Source organism: Enterobacter cloacae complex sp. P38RS (genome assembly GCF_014930775.1).
GTDB classification, from domain to species: domain Bacteria; phylum Pseudomonadota; class Gammaproteobacteria; order Enterobacterales; family Enterobacteriaceae; genus Enterobacter; species Enterobacter bugandensis.
Genome location: NZ_JADBRS010000008.1, coordinates 160,556 through 181,721, shown reverse-complemented (window position 1 = coordinate 181,721; position 21,166 = coordinate 160,556). Strand labels below are relative to the sequence as shown.

Below are 21,166 nucleotides of genomic sequence, written 5' to 3'. Positions count from 1 at the left end.
TCATTTTATACCGCTTAGTTCCGGCCATAAGTTTATGGAAAAGGTAAAAATTTATTGGCCTTCTTTACAAAACTCCGGAATTATTCCACGGCCATGAGCTTCCGGTATTCATCCCAGGCATACAAATCGGTCATGCCGCTGATATAGTCCTGGATTAGACGGCAGCGATAATAATATTCCATCACCGGCCATTCCAGAGCGTGGCGATCCAGCTTACCCATCGCTTCGACATACGCCAGCCGATGGCGGGTAGAAAGTTTCTGATAAAGCCGGGATTCGATAGGAATGCGTCGCACGCGTTCTTTTTCCACCAGCTCGCTAAACTCCTCGACGGAGAGCTGAAGCAACGGGGAATAAATTTCCAGTAATCCACTAATTACACGGTATCCCTGCAGTTCCAGTTGCTCGACATCAGGATGGCTGAACACATGCCGCATCGCCACATGTTTATAAAGCTCAAGGAGTTGGCTGAAACTGCTGTCATCTTCCAATAGCGCGTGATTGAATTCCCCGCTAAAGATTTGCGGTAAATTATCAATAAAGCGCGAGGCGGCATACGGCACCAGTTTATTTAATGTATTGACCCGCAAATACATAAAGAACTGATCTTCCGTACTGCGGCTCAACGTATTTGAGCGCGATTTTTCCCAGGCATTTTCGACAACCTGGGCAAACAGCGATCCTTTTTCATGGGTTCCCCATGCCGCATAAAGATGCTGATAAAGCTCCTCGACGCTGAATATTCTTTTCTCAACGGCATCTTCCAGGTCAGCCACGCAATAGGAAATATCGTCGGCGGCTTCCATAATCCACGTCAATGGGAATCGGCCGTTTGGCGTCAGGGAAAGTTCTTTACGCAGCCGTTCTATATAGGCCTCTTCGGAAAGGTAATAGCCCGGTTTTTTCATTAAATAGCTGTGGGATGCGGGCGTCTCCCCCATCCACCACGCGGGACGCGTGTATTTCAAAATGCAGCCAACCTGCGCCCAGGTCAGGTTCATGCGCATCAGGGAGTGCACCAGCCGGATCCCCTGCGCGTTGCCCTCAAAGTGACAGAGATCCTGGCGCACTTTGCGCCGCAGATCGTTCAGCCCTTCTTCGCCTTCGCGCAGGCGTAAATCGCGCACGATGCAGCAGTCATCGCTGAGCGGCTGACTTGCCGCATCCGACGGATAAAGCCGTTGTTTAAACCAGTCATTAATAGCCGCCTCGCCAAAATGGCCAAAAGGCGGGTTGCCGATGTCATGCATCAGGCAGGCCATCTCAACGATGCTCTCGAAAGGCCCCGTCAGCTCATCCAGGCCATAGGTTTCCAGTAAACGCTGCTCTTTGAGGCGGCTTAAAATCTCTTTGGCAATATAACGCCCGACCTGCTGCACTTCCATGGAGTGGGTTAAGCGCGTGCGCACCGCGGCGTTACGCTCCAGCGGGAATACCTGGGTCTTTTGCTGCAGACGCCGGATGGCGGGCGAGTTAATAATCCTGCCGCGATCGCTTTCGAAGATGCGCAGGATCTCATGTTCGCTCTTTTCGCCCTGTGGCGAACGGAAACGACGGTGCCAGTTAATTTTGGTACGAAAATCGATTGGTGACATGTGCTCCCCCGCGTGAGAATGCGTTTCCCCTTAACCGCATGATAGACTATGCCTCTTAACAAGGCACATCGCGAGTAAATCTATGAAAATCGGCATTATTGGTGCAATGGAAGAAGAAGTTACGCTCCTGCGTGACAAAATTGAGAACCGTCAGACCCTCTCTCTCGGGGGTTGTGAGATCTACACCGGACAGCTGAACGGTGTTGAGGTGGCTCTGCTGAAATCAGGCATCGGTAAAGTGGCTGCTGCGCTGGGTGCGACCCTGCTGCTTGAGCGCTGCAAGCCGGACGTCATCATTAACACGGGCTCGGCGGGCGGTCTGGCACCGACGCTGAAAGTGGGTGATATCGTTGTCTCCGACGAAGCGCGTTACCACGATGCCGACGTCACCGCGTTCGGCTACGAATACGGCCAGCTTCCGGGGTGCCCGGCAGGGTTTAAAGCTGACGATAAACTGATTGCGGCGGCTGAAGCCTGCATAGCTGAGCTCAACCTCAACGCGGTACGCGGCCTGATTGTCAGCGGTGATGCGTTCATCAATGGCTCCGTCGGTCTGGCGAAAATCCGTCATAACTTCCCGCAGGCGGTTGCCGTAGAGATGGAAGCGACCGCGATTGCGCACGTTTGCCACAATTTCAGCGTACCGTTCGTGGTGGTTCGCGCCATCTCTGACGTGGCAGACCAGCAGTCTCACATCAGCTTCGACGAGTTCCTGGCCGTTGCGGCAAAACAGTCCACCGTGATGGTGGAACGCCTGGTGCAGAACCTGGCGCGTGGCTAAACGGTCTATCAGGGCGCTGGCCGCCCTGCTGCTGCTTGCACCGGCGTGGCTGTTAGCCGCGCCGCGTGTGATTACCCTTTCTCCCGCTAATACCGAACTGGCGTTTGCCGCCGGGATCACCCCCGTTGGCGTCAGCAGCTTTTCAGATTACCCCCCACAGGCGGCCGGCATTGAGCAAGTGGCCACCTGGCAAGGGATGAACCTTGAGCGCATTGTGGCGCTTAAGCCGGATCTCGTGCTGGCCTGGCGCGGCGGTAACGCCGAGCGGCAGGTTAACCAGCTCACCTCGCTTGGCATCAAGGTCATGTGGGTTGACGCGGTAAGTATTGAGCAGGTCGCTCAGGCTCTGCGCGCCCTGGCCCCTTATAGTCCTGCGCCTCAAAAAGCCGAGAGTGCGGCGAACCAGATGCTCAGCGACTATGCCGCGCTGAAAGCCCAATACGATACGCCTGTTAAAAAGCGCATCTTCCTGCAGTTCGGCAGCCAGCCGCTGTTTACCACCGGAAAAGGCTCGATTCAGAACCAGGTGCTGGAAGTGTGCGGCGGTGAAAATATCTTTGCTGCCAGCCGGGTACCGTGGCCTCAGGTGAGCCGTGAGCAGGTTCTGGCGCGCCAGCCGCAGGCTATCGTCGTGGTCGGAAATGCGAGCGAGATTCCTAAAATTAAACAATTCTGGCAGAGCCAGCTAAAAATTCCGGTGATCCCACTCAACGGTGACTGGTTTGAACGCGCCAGCCCGCGTATTATCCTCGCCGCAAAACAGCTCTGTGCCGCCCTGGCAGAGGGTCATTAACATACGTTCGAGGATTTAACGATGCTCGTTTATTGGCTGGATATTCTTGGTACAGCCGTTTTTGCTATCTCCGGCGTCCTGCTCGCCGGAAAACTACGCATGGATCCGTTTGGCGTGCTGGTGCTTGGCGTGGTGACCGCCGTTGGCGGCGGGACAATCCGCGATATGGCGCTGGCAAATGGCCCGGTGTTTTGGGTGAAAGATCCTACCGATCTTGTGGTCGCGATGGTCACCTGTCTGTTAACCATTGTGCTGGTTCGCCAGCCCCGCCGATTACCCAAATGGATATTGCCGGTGCTGGATGCCGTGGGTCTGGCCGTGTTTGTCGGTATTGGCGTCAATAAGGCGTTTAATGCGGGTACCGGCCCGATGGTGGCGATCTGCATGGGCGTGTTAACCGGCGTGGGCGGCGGCATCATTCGCGACATTCTGGCGCGTGAGGTGCCGATGATCCTGCGTACTGAAATTTACGCAACGGCCTGTATTGCGGGCGGCATTGTCCACGCGACCGCGTACTACACGTTTGCAATTCCGCTGGAAAACGCCGCGATGCTGGGGATGGTCGTGACGCTGGTGATACGTTTAGCGGCGATACGCTGGCACCTGAAGCTGCCGACGTTTGCGCTGGATGAAACTTCAAGATAGGCGTCGTTTATAAGCCCGGTGGCGCTTCGCTTACCGGGCCTACAATCCGCATTCAGGCTTAAATGCTGAACGAAGAACCACACCCGCAGGTGCTTGTTGCGTTCGGGTTGGTCACCACAAAACGCGAACCTTCCAGACCTTCGGTGTAATCCACCGAACCGCCCACCAGATACTGCAGGCTCATCGGGTCAACTACCAGCGCGACGCCTTGCTTCTCGATGGTCATATCGCCGTCGTTCACCTGATCGTCAAAGGTAAAACCGTACTGGAAGCCGCTGCAGCCGCCACCGGTAATATAGACACGCAGTTTCAGATCCGGATTGTCTTCGTCGGCAATCAGGGTTTTCACTTTATTGGCTGCTGCTTCGGTAAACTCCAGCGGCACAGCTACGTCATCACTCATCTTATGCTCCCATGAATACTGCTATTGGGTAAAATTCACCCAATTCTTTTCGTCATTATCTAATACCCTGGTAATTCATTCAAGTATTCTGCGTGGCGGCCCGCTCCGCCTCTTGTTTTGCCAGGGTACGCGCGAGGATGGTGGAGTATAGCGGTTTTCCACCCAGGAATTGGGCTAATAGTGTCGCGCCGAGACAGGTAATGATCATTGGCAAAATGAGCTGGTAATTATCCGTCATCTCCAGCACCAGCACGATGCCGGTTAACGGCGCGCGCAGGGAGGCGGCCAGCAGCGCCCCCATCCCGGCTACCGCAAAGGTCCCTGCATCAAGGTGATAGGCGGGAAAGCCCGCTTCAGCCGCCATACCAAATGCGGTGCCCAACAAGGTTCCCAGCGCCAGCATCGGGGCAAAAATTCCGCCGGGCGCGCCGGAGGAGAAGCACAGTACCGTCGTAATGACCCTGGAGAAAAACATAAACAGCAGCAAACCCACGCTGAAATTCCCGGCTGCGGCAATGGGAATCAGCCCGAAACCGCCGCCCGCGGCATTCGGTTCGATAAAGCCGAGCACGCCACAAATGCCGCCCAGCAGGCCGCCCATCAGCACCCATTTCGTGGTATTGCCGCCGTGAACGCGCTGGAACATATCCTGAGCGCGTAAGATAAAGGTGTTAAACAGCGGGCCCACCACACCAAAAATCATGCCGAGGATCAGGTACAGCCACAGGGTGTTAACCGGTGCGTTGGTCAGTTTACCGACTTCAATCACCGCCCCTTCGCCATTAAAGATGCGAAAGACGATGCTCGACATAATGACGCCGGTAAACACCGCTTTAATGGAGATCAGGTTGTAGCGGAACTGCGCGCGCATCTCTTCGATGATGAACAAAATACCGGCCAGCGGCGCGTTAAACGCCGCAGAAAGCCCCGCCGCTGCACCGGTGGCCAGCAGCGTATGGCGCGCCTCGGCGCTGCGCATGCGGAACAGATCGCTCACCATGCGGCCGACGTTCCCCCCCAGCTGCACCGTTGGCCCTTCCCGGCCGAGCACCATCCCTGCGCCCAACGTCCCCATGCCGCCAATAAACTTAACCGGGATCACCCGCCACCAGCGCACCGGGCGCAGCTCCTCCAGCGCGCCTTCAATTTCCGGGATGCCAGACCCGCCCGCCTCCGGGGCGAATTTACGCACCAGAAAATACCCCACCATGGCAAACAGCGCAGACAGGCCGAATGCCGCTACCCAGACCAGCCATTCACGATCGGCAAAACCGGCTACGGTACCCACTCGCCAGTTGAGTACGGCGTTAACCGCTTTTTCAAACGCCACGCCAACCAGCCCTGCAAGGGTACCCACCACGGCAGCGGCCAGCAGGATCGCCAGCGGCGTTTTATCGCGATTGAGCAGCCGCCGAATGCTGATTCGGTGCTGGGCGCGCGTAAACTGTTGTTCTTCAAAAGACGGGGAATCTGATTTCATGTCCTGTTCTTATTCGTCATACAAAAAGCCGCGAAGATTTTACCAGAGACCTTCCCTGCGACGCCTGAAAAATACTTAACAAATCTTAAAGCAATAACAGGCTAAAAATTTCATAACCTTCTGCGGATCACTTAGAATAGTGTGCTTAATCATTTTATACGAACCAGGAACGACGCCATGAGCAAGTCTGAAAACCTCTACAGTGCAGCCCGCGAGCTAATCCCCGGTGGCGTGAACTCGCCAGTACGCGCCTTTACCGGCGTGGGCGGCACGCCGCTGTTTATTGAACGTGCTAACGGCGCGTATCTGTATGATGTCGATGGCAAAGCCTATATCGATTACGTCGGTTCCTGGGGGCCGATGGTTCTCGGACATAACCATCCTGCCATTCGTAACGCGGTCATCGAAGCCGCGCAGCGCGGCCTGAGCTTCGGTGCGCCGACCGAGATGGAAGTGAAAATGGCGGAGCTGGTTACCGAACTGGTGCCGACCATGGACATGGTGCGTATGGTGAACTCCGGTACCGAAGCCACCATGAGTGCCATCCGTCTGGCGCGCGGCTTTACCGGTCGCGACAAAATCATCAAATTCGAAGGCTGCTACCACGGCCATGCGGACTGCCTGCTGGTGAAAGCGGGCTCCGGCGCGCTGACCCTCGGCCAGCCAAACTCGCCTGGCGTACCTGCTGATTTTGCGAAGCACACCCTGACCTGCACCTACAACGATCTGAACACCGTTCGCGCGGCGTTCGAGCAGTATCCGCAGGAGATCGCCTGCATTATCGTTGAACCGGTTGCGGGCAATATGAACTGCATCCCACCGCAGCCTGACTTCCTGCCGGGCCTGCGCGCGCTGTGCGATGAGTTCGGCGCGCTGCTGATCATCGATGAAGTGATGACCGGCTTCCGCGTGGCACTGGCGGGCGCCCAGTCTTATTATGAGGTTGAGCCGGACCTGACCTGCCTCGGCAAAATCATCGGCGGCGGCATGCCGGTCGGTGCTTTCGGCGGTCGTAAGGACGTGATGGAAGCCCTGGCACCAACCGGCCCGGTTTACCAGGCGGGCACGCTCTCCGGTAACCCAATTGCCATGGCTGCGGGCTTCGCCTGTCTGACCGAAGTGGCGCAGCCGGGTATTCATGAAACCCTGACGGACCGCACCACGCAGCTGGCAAACGGTCTGCTGGAAGCCGCAGAAGAAGCGGGAATTCCGCTGGTTGTTAACCACGTGGGCGGCATGTTCGGGATTTTCTTCACCGATGCGAAAACCGTGACCCGCTATCAGGACGTGGTGAAGTGCGACGTTGAACGCTTCAAGCGCTTCTTCCACCTGATGCTGGAAGAAGGCGTGTACCTGGCACCGTCCGCGTTCGAAGCGGGCTTTATGTCCGTGGCGCACAGCGAAGAAGATATCAATAACACCATCGACGCGGCGCGTAAGGTGTTTGCGAAGCTTTAAGGGCATTGCCGGGTGGCGCTAACGCTTACCCGGCCAACGATGTTCTCCCTCTCCCCGTGGGAGAGGGTATCAGGCCGCACCTGACTACCGACTCTGCTTTCTCAACAGATAGATAAAGTAAGGCGCTCCGATAAAGGTCGACAACAGGCCCGCCGGGATCTGATACGGGAACAGCACCATCCTTCCACACCAGTCGGCAAACACCAGAATGACCCCGCCCGTCAGGGCCGACATCACAATATGTGGCATCGTCCGTCGGAAACCCATCATTCTGGCGATATGCGGCGCCATCAACCCTACAAAGCTTAGTGGACCGATGGTCATGGTGGCGGTTGCCGTCAGACACGCCGCCAGCAGAAGAAGCGCGACGCGCGTTGGCGTCAGCGCTAAGCCAACCGCACGCGCGGTTTCGCCCCCCAGCGGCAGAATGGTCATCCAGCGACGGCACAGCGGTACTATCGCCAGCAGCACGATCATAACGCTTCCTGACCAGGCAACCTGGCTGGAGGTGGCGTTGTACGTTGAGCCGGAAATCCAGGTCAGGATCTTCGCCATGCGCGGATCGCCGCTCGCCTGCAGCATCATCAGTAGCATAGTAAAGGCGGTGCTGAGCGCCATACCAGCCAACAGCATGCGGTGCGGAGAAAATCCGCCGCGGCCAGAGGCAACCAGAATAATCATCAGCGTGGCCGCCGCACCGATACTCCCGGCAGGCATCAGCCAGCCAAACGCATTGCCCGGCACCAGGAAGAGCATCAGCACCACGCCAAAGGCCGCGCCGGAGCTGATCCCCAGCACTTCAGGGCTTGCCATCGGGTTACCGGTCAGACGCTGAATAATACAGCCCGCCACCGCCAGCATCACCCCGGCAATCAGCGCGGAGAGAATACGCGGCCAGCGCCACTGCAGCAGTTCGTTGAGTAAGTCTCCCGTTGCCCAGTGCCAGCCTGCGGCATCGCGCCCAAACGCGAGGGCGGCAAACGAGGCGATAAGCAACACCGCCAGACCGGCAAGGCTGAACCACAGCACCGACTGACGTTCAGCGTAGACCTTATCGCCCGCGTCCATCGCTGGGGCGCTGATGCTGCGCAGACGCGGGAGCAGCCACAGCAGCAGCGGCGCACCGATAAGCGCCGTTGCCGACCCGGTAGACACTTCCATCCAGACGCGCGCCAGCCAGAGAATGATCTGATCGGAAAGCCAGAGGAGCAGCGCCCCGATCAGCGGCGCCAGCAGCAGACGTGCCAGAAGGCGACGCGCCCCGAGCATTTTCGCCAGCAGCGGCGCAAAGAGGCCGATAAACCCGATGATGCCAACCGCGTTAACCAGCAGAGCGCTCAGCACAATCGCCAGCGTGAGCGCCGCCAGACGAGCCAGCGACAGCGCCAGCCCCAGGTTGCGCGCCACGCCATCATCCAGCCCCATCAGAGTGAGCGGGCGCAGCAGCAGCAGCGTGAGCACCACGCCGCCAAACAATTGTGGCCACAGGCGCTGGACGATACTCCAGTCGGTCTGGGTGAGCGTGCCGGTGCTCCACATAAACATGCTTTGCAGCTGGTCGTGGTGAAACAGCACCAGCAGTTGGTTGATCGCGCCGCAGTAGAGGCTGACGACCAGCCCGGCGAGGATCAGCGTGACCGGCGAGAGACGTTTTCCCCAGGCCACGCCAAAGACCAGCGCGCCCACGACGCAGGCGCCTGCCAGCGCGGCAAACTGCGAGGTTAATGCCCCCGGCAGGGTCCAGAGGGTGGTGATGGTGATCCCCAGCTGTGCCCCCGTCGCCACGCCCAGCGTGGTTGGCTCCGCCAGCGGGTTACGCAGCACCTGCTGGAACAGCACGCCCACCAGCCCCAGCCCCGCTCCGACCAGCAGGGAGATGCTAAGACGCGGCAGCAGGCTGTAGTGGAACAACATCTGCTGAATATTGTCGATATCCGGAGCGGCAAACGCGGCCGCCCACTGCTCGCGCGGCAGTGCCGTGGAGAGGTTGAACCCGGTTAGCGCCAGCGCCGCCAGAAAAATCAGCCCCAGCAGCAGCGCCGGGAAACGGGCAATACGCGTACTCATGCTTTGCCCCCCATCACGTTGTCCAGCACGCGGGCAAAGTGCATTGCCGACAGCGTCGCGCCGTAAAACCATACCGCAGGGGCGCGCAGGAAGCGCTGCTCGCGCACGAACGGCATCGCCTGCCATAGCGGGGTCGCCATCAGGGTTTGCATTTCACGCTCGTTGCCGTGGTCAAAGCACAGCACGTCGACGTCTCGAAACGCCGCCAGGCGGTCGATGCCCACGGCGGTGCTTCCCCAGAACGTCATCTCGCCTTCCCAGGCGTTGCGAATGCCGAAGTTGTCGAGCACTTCCTGGAACAGGCAGTTCTTTCCAAAGACCAGCATATGGCGGGCATCCAGCAGCGTCACCATCAGCAAAGGCCGATCGCCACGGCGGGCAAAGCGCGGCTTAAGAGACTCAATCAGCGCGTCAAACTCATCGAGATGCTGTTTTGCTTCCGCTTCCCGGTTGAGGAACTGGGCCATCTCGTGGATGGAATTTTTTGCCATGGTCAGCGGCTTTTTACCGTCGCTAAAGGAAAAGCCTCGTCCCGGCGCAATCTTCGCCATGATCTCTTCCGACGGGCCATACCCCGCAGACCAGAATAAATAAGACGGTTTCATCTGCGTGAGAAGCTCAAGGTTTGGCTCCGTGCGCAGACCGATGTCGATGACCGATTCCGGCAGTTTTGGCTCATTCACCCACAGGGTGTAGTTGGGAATGTCGGCCACGCCGTAGGGCGTGATACCCAGGGCCATCATCAGCTCGACGGGTAACCACTCCAGCGCCACGATGCGGTGCGGATCGATAGCGGCGGCGCGGGCCGGGGCCATCTTCAACAGCAGCGGCGAGAGCGCCATGGCCGTCAGCAGGCGACGGCGGCTAATGTATGTTGAATCCAGCATCAGTAGACAAAGCTCACGGGAGCAGCCCCGGCCGGGTGAGGCAAAATACCCATCGGAATACCGTAAATATGTTCCAGCGTTTCGCTGCGCATCAGCTCAGACGGCGTGCCCTGAGCGATCATTTCACCGCCGCGCAGCGCGACGAGGTAGTCACAGTAGCGCGCCGCCATGTTGATATCGTGCAGGACAGCGATCACCGTCAGGCCGCGCTGCTGGCTTAAGCGATGCACCAGCGCCAGCACGTCGACCTGATGGGCGATATCCAGCGCCGAGGTCGGTTCATCCAGCAGCAGGCAGCGGCTGTCCTGCGCCACCAGCATCGCAATCCACGCCCGCTGACGTTCCCCCCCGGACAGACTATCCACCAGGCGATGCGCCAGCGGTTTTAGCCCTACCAGCGCAATCGCCTCCTCTACTTTCTCCCGGTCGGCGACGCCGAAGCGGCCAAGCGCCCCGTGCCACGGATAGCGGCCAATCGCTACCAGTTCACGCACCGTCATCCCTTCCGCCTGCGGCAGCTGCTGCGGCAAGTAGGCCACCTTGCGGGCAAAGGCTTTACTGCTCCAGCCCTCCAGCGGCCGATCGTCCAGCAGAATATCCCCTTCAGAAGGTGGCTGGTGGCGTCCCAGCATCTTGAGCAGCGTGGATTTACCGGAACCGTTGTGGCCAATCAGGCCCGTCACTTTACCGGCAGGGAACGACAGAGAGAGCGGATGCAGCAGGGTGCGCCCGGGTACGCGAAAGGAGAGATTATTGAGCGTAAAGGTGGTGTCGGATTGCGTTTTATTATCCTGCATGTCAGCCAACTTAAATAAAAAGGGCACGGCGAACCGTGCCCATAAAGAGGTTAGAAGCGGAAGGTCGCGGTGGCGACAACCTGGCGTTCAGCACCCCAGAAGCAACCGTAGGTGTTGAAGCAGCTGGCAACGTACTCACGATCGAACAGGTTGTTCACGTGAAGCGCGACGTTTGATCCGGCCATGCCTACACGCGCCAGATCGTATCTGACCAGTGCATCAACCAGTGTATAGCTCCCAACAGTGAAGCTATTCGCCGGGTCACCTTTGCTGGAGCCGGTATAACGCACGCCGGTACCCAGCGTCAGGCCAGACAGTGGGCCGTCAAACATCGTGTAATCACCCCACAGGGATGCCATATGTTTTGGCACCTGCGCCGGCGTGTTGCCTTTGTAGTTGGTGTCGGTGGTGTATTCCGCATCGGTATAGGTATAAGAACCGACAACGTTCACGCTGGCAGATAACGCCGCTTTGGCTTCCAGCTCTACGCCACGGGCGCGGATCTCGCCGCCTTCAACGGAGAAGGGTGAGCCAGTTGGGTCAGCCATCAGGTTGTTGGTTTTGGTCAGCTGATACACTGCACCGGTGATCACGATCGGACGATCGTTAGGCACGTATTTCACGCCCGCTTCGTACTGTTTGCCTTTAGACGGTGAGAATGGTTTACCTTGAGCGTCGGTCAGGGAAGCCGGTTCAAAGGATTCGCTGTAGCTGAAATAAGGAGTTACCCCGTTGTCGAACAGGTAGTTAACGCCGCCACGCCAGGTGAACTGAGTATCATCACGCTTGGCGGTGGTATTTAATACGCGGTTGTAGGACTCCTGATCGGCCCAATCGTAACGGCCGCCCAGTGTCACCAGCACTTTATCCCATTCGATCTGATCCTGAGCGTAAACGCCGGTCTGCTTCTGCTTGTTCAGCACCTGGTAAGCACCAGACGGTCCAGGGTGTGAACCGAAATCGAAATCGCCACGATCGAGATCGTAAATATCGGATGGCGCAACGGAGCCGGCGTAGCCGAACCAGGAGTTAATGTCATTACGCATGCGCATGAAATCAACGCCTGTCAGCAGAGTATGGTCGAGAGCCCCCGTCGCGAACTTGCTCTGAAGCTGCGTATCAACGGTGAAGTTTTGCAGCTTCTCGTCATCGATCACATACTGGCGAGTCAGCGTATGCCCCCATTGTGACTGAGGAATGCTCGCGCAAGGGCTGGATGCCGGATTATTCGAATAGAGCGGATCGGAACACATGCCGTAGCCGTAAACGCTGTTTTGCGAGGTTTTGTTCTCGGCAAAGCGCAGATTCTGACGCACGGTGAAAGTATCGTTGAATTCGTGGTCGAAGCTGTATCCCACCATTTTCTGGTTACGGGAATAGGTGTTGTTCTTCGCGCCTTCATTGAAGTTAGTCGGCAGACGATCGCCGTTTGGCAGCGGGTCAACCGTCCCCTCTTTTGGTAGCCAGCCGTAGTAGCCCGTTTCAGGCTCGTTCTGGAAGTAGGAGAGGAACGTGAAGGTGGTTTTGTCATCCGGACGCCAGGAGAAGGATGGCGCGATGGCATAACGCTGCTCGCCCTTATCTTCCTGCTGCGAATTGTTCGAGCGCGCAACGCCCGTCAGGCGGTATGAATAGACACCCTCATCGTCGATCGCATCGCTGAAGTCAAAGCCTGTCTGGAACAGGCTGTCGGTACCCACTTTAAACTGGATCTCTTTCAGCGGCTCGGTTGTTGGGCGCTTACTTACCATGTTCAGCAGGCCGCCCGGGCTGCTTTTACCGTACAGAACGGAAACCGGACCGCGCATGATTTCGGCGCGCTCCAGCATGTACGGGTCTATCACCGCGTCGTTATAGAAGTTGCCCTGCATCTTCATGCCGTCGAGGTAGTTGTTCTGGCTCTGGCCATCGGCCGCGAAACCGCGAATAACCAGATAATCATAGGTGTTGGACGCACCACGCGTGCCCACCGCAACGCCCGGCGTGTAGCTCAGGGCTTCTTTAACCGAACGCGGCTGGTGCAGCGCCATCTCTTCGGCCGTCACCACAGAAATAGACTGTGGAACCTTTTGAATTGGGGTGTCTGTTTTGGTACCGGTCGCAGATTGGCGGGCGGCGATAGTCGCAGCAGGTCCCCAGGCACTTTCCTGTGCAGCAGGTGCAGCGGTAACGGTAATAGTATCTTCTTTTTTCGGGGTTTCGGCAGCGTGAGCAAATGCAGACATGCCAGCAACCGCTGTGGCTACGACAACCGCGACTTTACGCAGCGACGTGTTAATTGGCTGAGCAGTATTGGAAAGCGCCATGTTTATCTCTGATGGAAAAGTGAATGATAACGTAAACGAGAATTATTATTATGACCGCAGAATAATATGCGAAACGCTGGATGCATAGCAAGCAGTAAGCGGCCCTACAAGATTTAAGGGTTTAAGAATTAACCAGATGAAAAGAGAGGGTTAACGAAGTTAGTGAAATGATCCTTAGCCCGCCAGAGCGGGCAGGATGAATCAACGGTAAAAGAGCTCGAACGTCGCGACAGAATCGACTTTGCCGGCTTTTATCTCCCCCGTCCTGACGTAGCGAGCCTTGAGTGGGATCTCGACAGGAACGTTGTCCTGCGCGCCAGTTATCGCCGTATAGTTCCGATCGAACTGCAGCACCGTATCATTCTGGTCAAGGATCTGAATGCCGACGCCTTCAGCGGCGGAATCTCCGGAGGCGATCCCCAAAATATTGCCGTTCGTGACGCCCGTTGAGCCCGCGCTGGTAAACTGATAATCCACCTTTGTGCCTGCCGCGCAGTCGGTGATCTCAATCTTAAAGCTGTCGTCCGTGAGGATGTCAGAGTATTGGCCGCTAAAGTCCTGGGTATTGACCGTTTTCAGCGGCACATAGATGTTGCGATCGACCAGGTTACAGGTATTTGTGGTGATGCGAATAGTGGTGGGAGAGAAGCGCATTTCACCGATCGGCGCGTTGCCCAGGATATCCATTGAGGTTAACCGTGAGGTATCAAGATCGCCCTCCTGGATAGCGCCCGTGACGACCAGCTGGGCAGCGGCGCGAAATACAGATGTACTTTGCGAATAACCGTGGATCGATCCCAGAAATTGCATGGGCCGGACTAAATCCTGTTCAGTGTAACCGGGAAGCCGTTCGGTCGACGACGCCGCGCGGATGCCAATACCAGGCACGTTGGTCTGATAAACCCCGCTCATCACACCTTCGCGCGCATCCGCATCCGTGAGGTACAAATACCCGCGTCGAATTTGCGCGTCACCGCTACAATCCACCGTTACCGCTTTACTCTCGACGCTGGCGTCATAAAGCACGGTGCCGACGGGCGTGTCGGGGGCGACAATAATGACCGGAGGAAGCTGGAACGTCACCACGGCATCCGCGTCAGCGCTGCCGTTGAAGGTACAATCTGCCCTGGCTGAATGGCAAAATGCCCCCGCCAGCACAAGCAGTATCGGTGGCAGGAAAGTGTTAACGATACGACGTAGATTCATGAAATACCTCAGTTAAGGCAGTTGACCGTGGCTTTTACAATCCCTGCCGGGCTGTGCGAGGGAAGATCCAGCGTCCCCTGACACTGCCGATCGCGCTCTTCTCCCCACTGCACGCTAAACGTTGTTTTGCCGGACAGCCCGGTCAGGTAAACCTCCCCGTCATCGCCCACGATGGCCGTGGTGTTGTCCAGCGCCACCAGGGCACCAAACGGCACGGGCTTACCCGCGTAGAGCAAGGTCACCAGCGCGCGTCGTCCCACGCGCGCGTCGAACGTGGCCGGCACTGCCGCCCCTTTCGTCGGCACGAGATCCAGCGTTGCCGCGTCGATATCAATATCTTCCCGATCCTGCGTATTCACGGTGATGATGTTGTGCCGGTAGGCCGTCAGAGAAGGAACAATCGCGTTACCAAAACGGTCCGTCGCGATACCGCGCCCGTTTTGCACTTTGACGTTATCACCATCTTTAATGTGCACAATGGCGAAGGCGTCGCGTACGGGTTGACCCAGCGTCACGCCATGCTCGTGAGCAACGATTGACCCCTGAGCGCTGTAGTTCCACTGCCGATTGTTACCACCGTAGCTGTACCCCATCCCTACCTCACCGGAAGCCCCGCGATAACGCCCGGACAGGCTGCCGCCGTAGCCCGTATCCTGGTTGGCATAGGTCTGCTGGAGGTTGTAGCTCAGCTTATTGTCTTCCAGCGCGGTACCGCCAAGCCCAACCTGATGCGAGACAAATCCGCCACTGGAGGTATTGGCACTGTAGGTTGCCCAGGAATTCGGCAGCCACTTTGATAACGGAATGTTGACCGTCAACGCCATTTGCCGGTCGGTATCGGCATCTGGCGTGCGGGTCAGGTTGTAACTTATCGACCAGGTGATGTCGCGCCAGCTGGAGCTGAACCCCGCGCTGACGCTACGCTCATGGCCGTCCATATCCCAGTAGTCCTGCTGATAGCCGTTGAGATAGGCCGAGCCCCAGTCAGAAACCCGCTGGGAAAGGTTGAGCTGCATGCGGCTACGGCGGTTATTAGTTCTGCGGTAGGTATAAATGCCGTCATCGATTTCGCTGTCACGCTGATCGATAGCTTCCTGAAAGGTATAGAACCCCGATGTGGAGTAGCGATAGCTGGCAAGCGTAATGGTGGTATCCGTGTCGGGAATATCTTTTGAATACTGCGCCCGCCAGGATAAACCGCTGGCATCGTCACGCCCGTCATCAAACGCGGTACGCGCGGCCGTGAGGTCGACAGAGGCGGAGCCGAAATGCCCCAGATCGGCACCGAGCCCCAGCAGCAGCGCGTGATACAGTGATGAACCCAGCGCGCCGGTATACGCCGTGACGCCGTAAGGCAGACCATAGATGGCCGTGCCTTGCGCAAAGGTGGGTTCGTCTTCACCTTCATTACCGCGATAGCGCCCTGCGGCCAGCGAATACTTAAAGCCGCCTTCCCGCTGTAACACTGGCACCGACGCGCTGGCCTGGATGAAGCTATGCTCGCTGCCGTCCGCCTCTTCGACAGTCACTTCCAGATCGGCTCCGGATGTTACCTGGCTTAAATCGCGGATCTCGAACGGCCCCGGTGAGACGTTTGTCTGATAGATGGTGTAACCGTTTTGCTTGATAGTGACTTTCGCATCGCTATTGGCAATACCGCGCACGACGGGCGCAAAGCCCTGCTGACTAACAGGCAGCATAGAAGTATCCGTTTCCAGCTTCACGCCGGTCATCTGGACGCTGTCAAAAAGCTCACCATTGGTATATGTCTGACCAATCTCAAGCTGGCTTTTCAGCGTTTTGATGTCGCGTTGTAACGTGCTGGCAATGGCCTCCCAGCCGGAAGCGTCGCTCCAGGTGCTGTTATTTCGCAGCCGCCACGCCCCAAGGTTAATCCCCGACTCCAGGCCAAGCCAGGTCGAAGAGGTTTTGCCCGAACTGTAGTGCTGCTGAGAACCGCTGAGTTGATAGCTTGTCCAGGCGGCAGGCGCGCCGTCATCCCAGAATTTTGGATGTATCGCGCCAGCGGCAGCATGGTCGCGATACGCCTGCGGGATGACCAGCTTCAGGGTCTGGTCATCCTGATTGTATTCGTAACGGGCATTTTCAATGAAATGGGAGATATCGCGGACATAAGCGCCGTCATCCAGATCTTTTAAGTCCGGGATCGTGTCGACTTTCACGCCGTAATCGCGCAGATCCGCTTTCGTCAGCTCCGGCAGCAGGCGCTGTTTATCGTCAGACAGCACGAAAGCGATGGGACGTTTATCCACTACATCCCGATCCCACATAACAGTCGTAAGATAGCTTCCGGCAAGTAGCCCGTTATCATTGATGAAGTTTTCTAGCGTAGAGGTATTTTCGAGGGGCGTATCCAGCTCAAGGATCCGCAGGTTAAATTCGTCATCAGCACTTGCAGGCTGGATCGCGGCGAGCAGCGTCAGCGCGATCCCGTACAGTACCTGTTTGTGAAGCAGAGATGACGACATAAAACACCAACATGATGATTTAAAGAGCCTGCTTGCGCTGCGGGGTTTGCCCACCGAAATCATTGATTGCCGTCCAGGTCACCGCGCCCTTTGCTGAATTCGGTAACGCGAAACGCTGCTCGCTGAACGGAGCCACCATCATTGAAATGGCGCCTGGCGTGGTTTTGGTCTCTTTCACCGGAACACTTTTCCCACCAACGGCCAGCTCGCCAAACGAGACGTAAAACGGGGTCGGGTTGTTTGCAATTAGCGTGTCGCCCTGACGCTGGAATGTGATTTTTGTGTAGGCTTCCAGGGCATCGCTTTCCTTCAGCTGAGCCGGACGCCAGAAAAGCTTCAGGCGCGTTTTCATCGCAAATTGCAGCGTATTTTTCTCTTTCAGCTCCGGCGAGAGTGCCGATACGGATTTAACGTTTGCCAGAAACAGAGATTCCCGGTCTGCGGGCAGGCTTTTTTTATCGCCGGTAAAAATAACGTGCAAAAGGGTTTGACGATTTTCCTGCAATTTGTAAACAGGAGGAGTAATAATAAATGGCGCTTTCGCATCATTGGGGTAACTTACCCAGCTTTGCACCAGATAACGTGTATGCGGATCTTTATTTTTAAGTGCTATCTGAACTTCTGATTTATTCGATGGATAAATAATTCGCGTACCACCGAGAACAACACTTGCCTGTACTGAACAGCAGGAAATAATTAAACAACCACATAACAATTTAAATAAAGTCTTCATACAATGTTCCAAAAAGGCAGCCGTTCAGGCTGCCCGTCATTGCTTAGCGATAGACAACCTCGAATGTTGCAGAGGAGGAGTAATGGCCCGCGGTTGGCGCGGTATCCCCCACCTGAATCACTTTCGCGGTGTAGTTAAAGACAGAAGCCGTTGCCCCGGTTGCGTCGTTGTTCACATCGGTACCCGCATCCGGTACTGAACCGTCGAAAACAACATCGCCTTTAGCGCCGTTCTCATTGCTGACGATGATGCCAACGTTGGTCGCATTGCCTGCGCCAGTCAGATCGTTCTTCAAACGCTTGTTAGCGGCGTCTGTTGTCGTGCCGCTAAACTTGAGGTTCAGTTTAGCGACCAGCGGATCACATTTTTTCACTTCAATCTTAAAGGCTTTTGAGGTGCCAACCGTACCGTCAGCGCCAAAATCCGAAGGATAGGTATCTGCGAAAGTGACGGTGGAAGTGTTAGTCCCTGTGCCATCAACGTTAATTTCACAGGTATCGGCAACAATTTTTCCGGCGAAGTTCACCGTACCGGAATCGTTTGATGCAAATACAGGCAGAGACAGCGCGGCCATAACGCTTCCGGCTAAAAATGTAGAGACAATTTTTTTGTTCATGAAAAATATCCTTATATTTGACAATTGTGGCATCCATTCGCACTACAAATATTTTGAGTCGAAATGTTATCCAGCATGTTACACATGACTGACTAAATAGGAATATCCTATGAGCCAGTGAATTTCTTATGGCGATTACATCAGATTATTCTTCATTGTGTCCAGAGAGGATAAAGTTACGCAACATGTAGAAGATTTCAAATGCATGTTTTAGATGCAAAAAATGAGAACTTAAAAATTCTAAATTAGATATTTAATTTTTTTAAAAATTGCAGGATGTAAAAAACAAAAAAGCCGCTTTATATTAAAGCGGCTTTTTATTCAGGGAATTAATTAATTCCCACCAAACATATCCTTGATCCAGCCGGCCACGCCATCACTGTCTTTCTTCTCGTTCTGCTGCTGGGCCGGTTGTTGCTGCGGCTGCTGCGGCTGAGAAGATTGATCGAACGGGTTGCCCGTTGGCTGTTCAGGCTGGCTCTGCTGGCACAGTGAGTCCGGGTTGGTCGTCCAGACCGGGAGGGTTCGCATCCCGCCGCCGCAGATAAAGTTCCCGGAACCATCCACGCCCATATCGACGATATCTTCCGGCGCGACCAGGTTCAGCGGCACAGGTGACTGGTTCGCCAGGTAGCGCTGGTAAATCGACATCGCCCCGCTCGCCCCGTAAAGTTTGGTCGGCTGGTTGTTGTCACGGCCTACCCAGGTGATCACCACTTCACGGCCATCAATACCGGCAAACCAGGTATCGACGTTGTTGTTGGTGGTCCCGGTTTTACCCGCCAGATGCAGACCAGGATACTTCGCCCCCAGCTGACGACCGGTACCGCGCTGTACAACCTGCTGCATCGTCCACAGCGTCATGTAGGCCGCCTGCGCAGGAACGGCACGTTCAGCCTGCGGGAAGCTCTGATACAGCACGGAGCCATCTTCGGCAATCACCGAACGCAGGGCAGAGAGCGGTGCGCGGTTACCCCCGCTGGCAATAGTCTGGAACGCCTGCGCCACTTCGATCGGCGTCAGGTTAAGCGCCCCCAGAATCATCGCCGGAACAGGGTGCAGCTGATCTTTCGGTACGCCCAGCTTCTGCCAGGTGTCGACAATGGCCGGCAGGCCCAGCGCCATACCGAGATTAACCGTAGGTACGTTCATGGAGCGGGTTAACGCATCCACCAGCATCACCTGGCCGCTGAACTGTTTATCATCGTTCTGCGGTGACCAGACCTGGCCGTTAGGCTGACGCAGGGAGATTGGCGCATCGGCGATCCAGGTGTTCAGGCGATACAAATTCGGCTGGCTCAGCGCGGTGAGATAGGTCGCCGGTTTAGCCAGAGAGCCAATCGAACGACGCGCCTGCATCGCGCGGTTGTAGCCCGCATACTGCGGCTCTGCGCCGCCCACCATCGCGCGCACTTCGCCGGTATTGCGGTCAACCACCACCATCGCGGTTTCCAGATCGCTCAGCTTGCGCTGTTTCTTCAGCGCCGGAATGCCTTCCACCGCCGCTTTTTCTGCCGCGTCCTGGGCTACCGAGTCAAAGGTTGTGAAGATCTTCACGCCGGAGAGATCTTTGACCTTATCACCGAGCTTGCTTTGCAGCTCCTGGCGCACCATCTGCATGAAAGCAGGCTGCGGAGAGATCACCCCACCGCGCGGCTGCACGCCCAGCGGACGTGCGCTAAGCATGTCGTATAATTCCTGGTCAATCACCTGCTGCTGTTGCAGCAGACGCAGTACCAGGTTACGACGCTCCAGCGCCAGTTTCGGGTTGCGCCACGGGTTATAAATGGACGCCCCTTTCACCATGCCCACCAGCAGAGCCTGCTGGTCAAGGCTGAGCTCTTCCACCGGACGGCCAAAGTAGTACAGGCTCGCCAGCGGGAAGCCGCGGATCTCGTTATCGCCGCTCTGGCCGAGGTACACCTCGTTCATGTACAGCTCAAGGATACGATCCTTGCTGTAGCGCGCATCCATCAGCACGGCCATATACGCTTCGTTGGCTTTACGCCAGTAAGAACGCTCGCTGGAGAGGAACAGGTTCTTCACCAGCTGCTGGGTAAGCGTACTCGCCCCCTGCACGGTACGACCCGCAGTCAGGTTCGCCAGCACCGCACGGCCGATGGAGTAGAGACTGATACCGTCGTGCTCGTAGAAATGGCGGTCTTCGGTTGCCAGCAGGGTATCCACCAGCAGATCCGGGAAGCCGTTACGCGCCACGAACAGGCGCTGTTCGCCATTGGCGGACGAGAGCATGGTGATCAGACGCGGATCAAGACGGAAGAAACCGAACTGGCGGTTATTGTCCATGTTCTCAATGGTTTCCAGCCGATCGCCGTCAAAAGTCAGACGCGCGCGCACCTGCCCCTCTTTGCTGTCCGGGAAGTCGAACGGGCGGCGGATCATCTCAATGCTCTTCGCCTGGACGGTAAATTCGCCCGGGCGGGTCATTTTCGTGACCTGACGATACTGCGTAGCTTGCAGCAGTTTCACCATCTCGTTCTTGCTAATGGACATGTCCGGCTCAAGGTTCACCATGCGACCATACACTGCCGCCGGCAATTGCCAGACTTTCCCGTCGATACGGCTGCGGATCTTCTGATCCAGATAAACGCCGTAAATCGCGATCAGCACAACAAAAACAATGAACAGCTTCAGCAGCAGCCAGAACCAGCCGCGCTTCCCACGAGGCTTACGCCCTTTGCCTTTTCCTTTACGCGGCATGGGTTCTTCATCCTCATAATCGTCTTCATAGTCATCGTCATACTCCTCATCTCTGAGGCGACGACGGCTTACCTTTTCTTTCGCCGGACGCGCGGGTTTTCCCTTACGTCCTATTGGCTCGCGGTCATTCCCCGCCATGCTTTTTCTCCGCAACTTTCAGGCGCAAAGGCCAGATTTTCTTTTCTTCCA

Annotated in this window: 16 protein-coding genes; 4 read left to right on the top strand and 12 right to left on the bottom strand. The window is 56.6% G+C overall.

From position 1 onward, the window contains the following. Positions 1-80: 80 nt before the first annotated feature. Positions 81-1,595 (bottom strand): dGTPase, encoded by a 1,515-nt coding sequence (gene dgt, locus IM303_RS12980; protein WP_049000554.1) that lies wholly within the window; start codon positions 1,593-1,595, stop codon positions 81-83. An 82-nt stretch (positions 1,596-1,677) separates the two neighbouring features. On the opposite strand from dgt, the gene mtnN reads away from it, so the two are divergent. The 3 genes from mtnN to IM303_RS12965 are packed head-to-tail and all read left to right on the top strand — an operon-like array spanning position 1,678 to position 3,814. Next, on the top strand, positions 1,678-2,376 hold the full coding sequence (mtnN, locus tag IM303_RS12975; RefSeq protein WP_028015570.1) for a 5'-methylthioadenosine/S-adenosylhomocysteine nucleosidase: 699 nt from the start codon (positions 1,678-1,680) through the stop codon (positions 2,374-2,376). Continuing rightward, positions 2,369-3,169 (top strand): vitamin B12 ABC transporter substrate-binding protein BtuF, encoded by an 801-nt coding sequence (gene btuF / locus IM303_RS12970; protein WP_193360005.1) that lies wholly within the window; start codon positions 2,369-2,371, stop codon positions 3,167-3,169. Before mtnN ends, btuF begins: the two co-directional genes overlap by 8 nt. A 21-nt stretch (positions 3,170-3,190) precedes the next feature. Continuing rightward, positions 3,191-3,814 carry a TRIC cation channel family protein gene (locus IM303_RS12965; RefSeq protein ID WP_023616579.1) on the top strand — a complete coding sequence of 208 codons (624 nt, stop codon included), beginning with the start codon at positions 3,191-3,193 and terminating at the stop codon, positions 3,812-3,814. A 58-nt stretch (positions 3,815-3,872) separates the two neighbouring features. On the opposite strand, the gene erpA is transcribed toward IM303_RS12965, so the two are convergent. Both erpA and clcA read right to left on the bottom strand, forming a co-directional pair. Further along, positions 3,873-4,217, bottom strand: coding sequence for an iron-sulfur cluster insertion protein ErpA (erpA, locus tag IM303_RS12960; protein WP_008501923.1), 345 nt, complete (start codon positions 4,215-4,217; stop codon positions 3,873-3,875). 79 nt (positions 4,218-4,296) lie between these two features. Next, on the bottom strand, positions 4,297-5,697 hold the full coding sequence (gene clcA / locus IM303_RS12955) for a H(+)/Cl(-) exchange transporter ClcA (protein ID WP_192986851.1): 1,401 nt from the start codon (positions 5,695-5,697) through the stop codon (positions 4,297-4,299). Between the two features lie 177 nt (positions 5,698-5,874). On the opposite strand from clcA, the gene hemL reads away from it, so the two are divergent. After that, complete coding sequence (gene hemL / locus IM303_RS12950) at positions 5,875-7,155, top strand: glutamate-1-semialdehyde 2,1-aminomutase (RefSeq protein WP_193360004.1); 1,281 nt, start codon at positions 5,875-5,877, stop codon at positions 7,153-7,155. 84 nt (positions 7,156-7,239) lie between these two features. On the opposite strand, the gene fhuB is transcribed toward hemL, so the two are convergent. The 9 genes from fhuB to mrcB form a co-directional block, all read right to left on the bottom strand. Then, a complete protein-coding gene (gene fhuB, locus IM303_RS12945) occupies positions 7,240-9,222 on the bottom strand; it encodes a Fe(3+)-hydroxamate ABC transporter permease FhuB (protein ID WP_192986847.1) in 1,983 nt (660 codons plus the stop codon). Beyond that, positions 9,219-10,109 (bottom strand): Fe(3+)-hydroxamate ABC transporter substrate-binding protein FhuD, encoded by an 891-nt coding sequence (gene fhuD / locus IM303_RS12940; RefSeq protein WP_126326324.1) that lies wholly within the window; start codon positions 10,107-10,109, stop codon positions 9,219-9,221. The genes fhuB and fhuD overlap by 4 nt, the downstream gene beginning before the upstream one ends. Further along, complete coding sequence (gene fhuC, locus IM303_RS12935) at positions 10,109-10,906, bottom strand: Fe3+-hydroxamate ABC transporter ATP-binding protein FhuC (RefSeq protein WP_048961424.1); 798 nt, start codon at positions 10,904-10,906, stop codon at positions 10,109-10,111. Before fhuC ends, fhuD begins: the two co-directional genes overlap by 1 nt. A gap of 50 nt (positions 10,907-10,956) precedes the next feature. Continuing rightward, positions 10,957-13,212 carry a ferrichrome porin FhuA gene (gene fhuA, locus IM303_RS12930; RefSeq protein WP_193052997.1) on the bottom strand — a complete coding sequence of 752 codons (2,256 nt, stop codon included), beginning with the start codon at positions 13,210-13,212 and terminating at the stop codon, positions 10,957-10,959. A gap of 201 nt (positions 13,213-13,413) precedes the next feature. Further along, positions 13,414-14,418: a fimbrial protein gene (locus IM303_RS12925; RefSeq protein WP_192971620.1), complete on the bottom strand. Its 1,005-nt coding sequence runs from the start codon at positions 14,416-14,418 to the stop codon at positions 13,414-13,416. A gap of 8 nt (positions 14,419-14,426) precedes the next feature. Beyond that, positions 14,427-16,907 carry a fimbria/pilus outer membrane usher protein gene (locus IM303_RS12920; RefSeq protein WP_192971619.1) on the bottom strand — a complete coding sequence of 827 codons (2,481 nt, stop codon included), beginning with the start codon at positions 16,905-16,907 and terminating at the stop codon, positions 14,427-14,429. Positions 16,908-16,926: 19 nt separating this feature from the next. Further along, entirely contained in the window at positions 16,927-17,640 is a 714-nt protein-coding gene (locus IM303_RS12915; protein ID WP_028015559.1) for a molecular chaperone, read from the bottom strand. Positions 17,641-17,683: 43 nt separating this feature from the next. Then, a complete protein-coding gene (locus tag IM303_RS12910) occupies positions 17,684-18,256 on the bottom strand; it encodes a fimbrial protein (RefSeq protein ID WP_028015558.1) in 573 nt (190 codons plus the stop codon). 333 nt (positions 18,257-18,589) lie between these two features. After that, positions 18,590-21,115 (bottom strand): bifunctional glycosyl transferase/transpeptidase, encoded by a 2,526-nt coding sequence (gene mrcB / locus IM303_RS12905; RefSeq protein ID WP_045631651.1) that lies wholly within the window; start codon positions 21,113-21,115, stop codon positions 18,590-18,592. Positions 21,116-21,166 lie beyond the last annotated feature (51 nt).

Excerpts from the sequence above, each read along its gene's own strand:
- IM303_RS12965 (WP_023616579.1), top strand. The coding sequence starts at position 3,191 with ATGCTCGTTTATTGGCTGGATATTCTTGGTACAGCCGTTTTTGCTATC.
- IM303_RS12910 (WP_028015558.1), bottom strand. The coding sequence starts at position 18,256 with ATGAACAAAAAAATTGTCTCTACATTTTTAGCCGGAAGCGTTATGGCC.
- mrcB (WP_045631651.1), bottom strand. The coding sequence starts at position 21,115 with ATGGCGGGGAATGACCGCGAGCCAATAGGACGTAAGGGAAAACCCGCG.
- fhuB (WP_192986847.1), bottom strand. The coding sequence starts at position 9,222 with ATGAGTACGCGTATTGCCCGTTTCCCGGCGCTGCTGCTGGGGCTGATT.
- fhuD (WP_126326324.1), bottom strand. The coding sequence starts at position 10,109 with ATGCTGGATTCAACATACATTAGCCGCCGTCGCCTGCTGACGGCCATG.
- IM303_RS12925 (WP_192971620.1), bottom strand. The coding sequence starts at position 14,418 with ATGAATCTACGTCGTATCGTTAACACTTTCCTGCCACCGATACTGCTT.
- clcA (WP_192986851.1), bottom strand. The coding sequence starts at position 5,697 with ATGAAATCAGATTCCCCGTCTTTTGAAGAACAACAGTTTACGCGCGCC.
- fhuA (WP_193052997.1), bottom strand. The coding sequence starts at position 13,212 with ATGGCGCTTTCCAATACTGCTCAGCCAATTAACACGTCGCTGCGTAAA.
- fhuC (WP_048961424.1), bottom strand. The coding sequence starts at position 10,906 with ATGCAGGATAATAAAACGCAATCCGACACCACCTTTACGCTCAATAAT.
- erpA (WP_008501923.1), bottom strand. The coding sequence starts at position 4,217 with ATGAGTGATGACGTAGCTGTGCCGCTGGAGTTTACCGAAGCAGCAGCC.
- IM303_RS12920 (WP_192971619.1), bottom strand. The coding sequence starts at position 16,907 with ATGTCGTCATCTCTGCTTCACAAACAGGTACTGTACGGGATCGCGCTG.
- mtnN (WP_028015570.1), top strand. The coding sequence starts at position 1,678 with ATGAAAATCGGCATTATTGGTGCAATGGAAGAAGAAGTTACGCTCCTG.
- IM303_RS12915 (WP_028015559.1), bottom strand. The coding sequence starts at position 17,640 with ATGAAGACTTTATTTAAATTGTTATGTGGTTGTTTAATTATTTCCTGC.
- hemL (WP_193360004.1), top strand. The coding sequence starts at position 5,875 with ATGAGCAAGTCTGAAAACCTCTACAGTGCAGCCCGCGAGCTAATCCCC.
- dgt (WP_049000554.1), bottom strand. The coding sequence starts at position 1,595 with ATGTCACCAATCGATTTTCGTACCAAAATTAACTGGCACCGTCGTTTC.